This is a genomic window from Methylibium sp. (genome assembly GCF_031393925.1).
Lineage (GTDB): Bacteria > Pseudomonadota > Gammaproteobacteria > Burkholderiales > Burkholderiaceae_C > Methylibium.
Genome location: NZ_JANMWL010000303.1, coordinates 1 through 4,084 on the forward strand (window position 1 = coordinate 1; position 4,084 = coordinate 4,084).

Annotated in this window: 5 protein-coding genes; 2 read left to right on the forward strand and 3 right to left on the reverse strand. The window is 67.5% G+C overall.

Features of this window, described 5'->3' with window-relative positions:
* Positions 1–44: 44 nt before the first annotated feature.
* The 3 genes from RMO12_RS15560 to RMO12_RS15570 are packed head-to-tail and all read right to left on the reverse strand — an operon-like array spanning position 45 to position 2,514.
* Positions 45–1,250 (reverse strand): acyl-CoA dehydrogenase family protein, encoded by a 1,206-nt coding sequence (locus RMO12_RS15560; RefSeq protein WP_309626501.1) that lies wholly within the window; start codon positions 1,248–1,250, stop codon positions 45–47.
* Between the two features lie 35 nt (positions 1,251–1,285).
* Positions 1,286–2,014 (reverse strand): retropepsin-like aspartic protease, encoded by a 729-nt coding sequence (locus tag RMO12_RS15565; protein ID WP_309639967.1) that lies wholly within the window; start codon positions 2,012–2,014, stop codon positions 1,286–1,288.
* Between the two features lie 11 nt (positions 2,015–2,025).
* Entirely contained in the window at positions 2,026–2,514 is a 489-nt protein-coding gene (locus RMO12_RS15570) for a YajQ family cyclic di-GMP-binding protein (protein WP_309626499.1), read from the reverse strand.
* A gap of 41 nt (positions 2,515–2,555) precedes the next feature.
* On the opposite strand from RMO12_RS15570, the gene murB reads away from it, so the two are divergent.
* Both murB and RMO12_RS15580 read left to right on the forward strand, forming a co-directional pair.
* Positions 2,556–3,596: a UDP-N-acetylmuramate dehydrogenase gene (murB, locus tag RMO12_RS15575; RefSeq protein WP_309626498.1), complete on the forward strand. Its 1,041-nt coding sequence runs from the start codon at positions 2,556–2,558 to the stop codon at positions 3,594–3,596.
* Between the two features lie 28 nt (positions 3,597–3,624).
* Positions 3,625–4,020: a 4a-hydroxytetrahydrobiopterin dehydratase gene (locus RMO12_RS15580; RefSeq protein ID WP_309639968.1), complete on the forward strand. Its 396-nt coding sequence runs from the start codon at positions 3,625–3,627 to the stop codon at positions 4,018–4,020.
* Positions 4,021–4,084 lie beyond the last annotated feature (64 nt).

The following is a 4,084-nucleotide window of genomic DNA, read 5'->3' on the forward strand; positions in this document are numbered from 1 at the left end:
CCCTCCCTCTCGTAGGCAAGGGACAGGGGAAGGGGAAGGGAGCGTCAACCGAGCACGGTTTGCGCGACGATGTTGCGTTGCACTTCGTTGCTGCCGCCGTAAATGGAGGTCTTGCGCATGTTGAAGTAGGTGCCGGCCAGCGGCGCCGCATGAGCCGCGCCGACATGGTCGCCTTGCCAGCCGGCCTCCATCGCGTCATGGATGAAGGGCAGGCTGGCGGGCCCGGCGGCCAGCATCATCAGCTCGGCGTAGCGCTGCTGGACTTCGGAGCCGCGAATCTTGAGCAGGCCCGCGACGTCCAGGCTCTGCTTGCCGCTTTCTTTGCCGGTCGACCGTTCGGCGCTGAGCACGCGCAGCACCATCATCTCCAGCGCCACGATGTCGACCTCGAGCAGCGCAATCTGGTCGCGAAACCTCGCGTCGTCGCGCTCGCCGCCGATCAGGCCTTCGGCCCGGGCAATGCGCTTGAGCCGCTCCAGCTCGCGCTTGGCGCGGTTCACTTCGGCGATGTTGGTGCGCTCGTGGGCGAGCAAATACTTGGCGTAGGTCCAGCCCTTGTTCTCTTCGCCCACCAGCTGGTCGGCCGGCACTTCGACGTTGTCGAACCACACCTCGTTGATCTCTTGCTCGCCGTCGAGCGTCATGATCGGTCGCACCGAGACGCCGGGCGACTTCATGTCGATCAGCAGGAAGCTGATGCCGGTCTGCGGCTTGCCTTCGGTGCTGGTGCGCACCAGGCAGAAGATCCAGTCGCCGTGCTGGCCGAGCGTGGTCCAGCTCTTCTGGCCGTTGACGGCGTAGTAGTCGCCCTTGCGTTCGGCCCGGCACCGCACCGAGGCGAGATCGGAGCCCGCGCCCGGCTCGCTGTAGCCCTGGCTCCACCACACGTCGCCGCTCATGATGCCGGGCAAGAAGCGCCGTTGTTGCTCGGGCGAGCCAAACGCCATGATCACCGGCGCCACCATCACCGGCCCGAAGGGAACGACCCGCGGCGCACCGGCAAGAGCGCACTCTTCTTCGAACAGGTGGCGCTGCACCGCGTTCCAGCCGGGACCGCCAAACTCGGTCGGCCAGCCCCAGCCATGCCAACCCCGCTTGCCCAGGATGCGGGCCCAGCGCTGGTGGTCGCTCTTGGTCAGGCGCAGTGCGCCGTGCACCTTGTGGCTGATGTCCTCGGGCAGGTGGGCCGCGACCCAGGTGCGGATGTCCACGCGAAAGGCCTGCTCCTCGGGGGTGAAATTCAGATCCATCGCCGTGTCTCCCGGGCGCGCGCTTGGGCCAGCCCTCAGTAGCGTCTGTAAAGGGTCAGCGTGTCGTTCTCGCGCTTCATTTGAAAGCGCGTGAGAAAGCTGTTGCCCAGCAGGATGAAGGGCATGGGTTGCGGCTGCACGACCGCCTCGACGTTGAACACCTCGACATCGCCGATGCGCACCGAGCCGAGCGCGACGCGGTAGCCGACGGTGGTGCCGTTGGCGGTGACCAGGCCGATGCGCTGGCCGTCCTTCCAGTTCACGCCGATGCGGTCGGCCTCGTCCTGGCCCATGGCCATCAGCGTGGCGCCGGTGTCGAGCATGAGCCTGACGCCGCGGCCGTTGATCTGGCCGTTGGCGAGGAAATGCCCGTTGGCGTCGCTGCTCAGGCTGACCTGGGTGCCGCTGCCGGGGCTGGCCGCACCGCCCAGGTTGACGGCCGACGCACCCAGGCGCAGCGGCTGGCGCCGGCCGTCGATTTCAACCACGGCGTCGTCACCGGCCAGGCTCACCAGCTTGACGCCGCGCACCGTGGTGCCGACGGCCATCGCGCGCGGCGCGCCGCCGTCGATCACCAGCAAGGCCTGGCTGCCCATGCTGCCGGTGAAGGCCACGCGGCGCGCGGTGGGCGCGGCGGGGGTGGCAGGTGTGTGCAGGGCCGCCGATGCGGTGGGCGGGACGGCGGCTGCGGCAGGCGGCGCGCCGATGGCCGAGGCGCTGGCGATCAGCCCGACGACGACCACCGCGAGACGCAGCGAGCGCATGGGGCGCCGCATCAGTCGCGGAAGTTGTCGAACGACAGCGGCACGTCGGTCACGTCCTTGCGGATCGCCGCCATGGCGACCTGCAGGTCGTCGCGCTTGGTGCCGGTCACGCGCACCATGTCGCCCTGGATGGCGGCCTGCACCTTCATCTTGCTGGCCTTGATGAGCTGCTGGATCTTCTTGGCCGTCTCGCTGTCGATGCCGGCCTTGACCTTGACGAGCTGCTTGACCTTGTCGCCGCCGATCTTTTCGAGCTTGGCGCTGGTGTCGAGGAAGCGCGCGTCGACGCTGCGCTTGGTGAGCTTGAGCATCAGGATGTCCATCACCTGCGCGAGCTGAAAGTCGCTGTCGGCGTAGAGCGTGATCTCCTTGTCCTTGAGTTCGACCTTGGCCGAGGAGCCCTTGAAATCGAAGCGCGTGCCGATCTCCTTGCTGCTTTGGTCGACGGCATTGCGCACCTCGACGAGGTTGGGTTCGAGCACGGTATCAAAGCTGGGCATGGGGCGGCGCTCGGGTAAGGGAGATCAGTGAAAATTCTGCCATGTCCGATGCCCTTGCGACCGAAACCAACGTCAGTCTGCGGCCCTATAACAGCTTTGGGCTGCCGGCTTTGGCGCGCCGGCTGGTGCGCGTGAAGAGCGAGGCCGACGTAAAACGCGCGCTCGCCGACCCGGCGCTGGCGCGCATGCCCCGGCTGGTGCTCGGCGGCGGTAGCAACGTCGTGCTCACGCGCGACCTGCAGGCGCTGGTGCTCAAGGTAGAAATCATGGGCCGGCGCGTGGTCTCGCGCACCGACGACTCGGTGGTGGTGGAGGCCGGTGGCGGCGAGAACTGGCATGGCTTGGTTGCCTGGTCGCTCGAGCAGGGCCTGCCGGGCCTGGAGAACCTGGCGCTCATCCCCGGCAGCGTGGGAGCGTCGCCGGTGCAGAACATCGGCGCCTACGGCGTCGAGCTGAAGGACCGCTTCGACTCGCTGGACGCTATCGACCTCGACAGCGGCGCCAGCCTCACGCTCGACGCCGCCGCCTGCCGCTTCGGCTACCGCGACAGCATCTTCAAGCACGCTGGCGCGGACGGGCTGGCCGGGCGTTGCCTGATCACGCGCGTGCGTTTTTGCCTGCCGCAGCCGCCCCGGCCCGTGCTCGGTTACCTCGACCTCGAACGCAGGATTGCCGACACCGGCATCAGCCACCCGAGTCCGCGCCAGGTGTTCGACTGGGTGTGCGAGATACGCCGCGCCAAGCTGCCCGACCCGGCCCGCATCGGCAACGCCGGCAGCTTCTTCAAGAACCCGGTCGTCACCCCCGAGCAGTGCCGCGACATCATCGCGCGCGACCCCGAGATCGTTCACTACGCGCTGCCCGATGGCAGCTTCAAGCTTGCCGCCGGCTGGCTGATCGACGCCTGCGGCTGGAAGGGCAAATCCATCGGCCAGGCGGGCGTGTACGAGAAGCAGGCGCTGGTGCTCGTCAACCGCGGCCATGCGATCGGCGGCGAGATCGTGACCCTGGCGCGGGCCATCCAGGAAAGCGTGTATGGTCGTTTCGGGATCCGGCTCGAGCCTGAGCCGGTGGTCTGGTGACGTGTGTGGAAACGACAAGGAGACGGCGATGACCCAGTGGCGCAAGAAGGGGGCCGACGAGGTCTACACCCCCGAGGAAACCGAAGCCCGGCTCGCGGCCGAACTACCGCACTGGACCCTGGAGAGCGGCTGGATTCGCCGCAAATACAAGACCAGCGGCTGGAAGGCCACGCTGATGGTCGTCAACACCGTCGGCCATCTCGCCGAGGCCGCCTGGCACCACCCCGACCTCGCGGTGAGCTACGCCTTCGTGATCGTCAAGCTCATGAACCACGCCGCCAAGGGCATCACCGAGAAGGACTTCGCGCTGGCGAAGAAGATCGAAGAGGTGGTGCAGTGGCAGCCGGGCAAGGAAGAGGGCACGGTGCTGGAAGGCACGCCGAACGAAGACCCCAGGTTCAAGTATCTGAAGTACGACGCGTGAATAGCTGAGCCCGCCTGCGCGGGCTCAGCCACGCGTCGCCGTGAGGCCTCTGGCCGAGCGGATG

What these genes read in the sequence shown, in the direction of transcription:
- RMO12_RS15560 (WP_309626501.1), bottom strand. Translation starts at nt 1,250, where the DNA reads ATGGATCTGAATTTCACCCCCGAGGAGCAGGCCTTTCGCGTGGACATC.
- RMO12_RS15565 (WP_309639967.1), bottom strand. Translation starts at nt 2,014, where the DNA reads ATGCGCTCGCTGCGTCTCGCGGTGGTCGTCGTCGGGCTGATCGCCAGC.
- RMO12_RS15570 (WP_309626499.1), bottom strand. Translation starts at nt 2,514, where the DNA reads ATGCCCAGCTTTGATACCGTGCTCGAACCCAACCTCGTCGAGGTGCGC.
- murB (WP_309626498.1), top strand. Translation starts at nt 2,556, where the DNA reads ATGTCCGATGCCCTTGCGACCGAAACCAACGTCAGTCTGCGGCCCTAT.
- RMO12_RS15580 (WP_309639968.1), top strand. Translation starts at nt 3,625, where the DNA reads ATGACCCAGTGGCGCAAGAAGGGGGCCGACGAGGTCTACACCCCCGAG.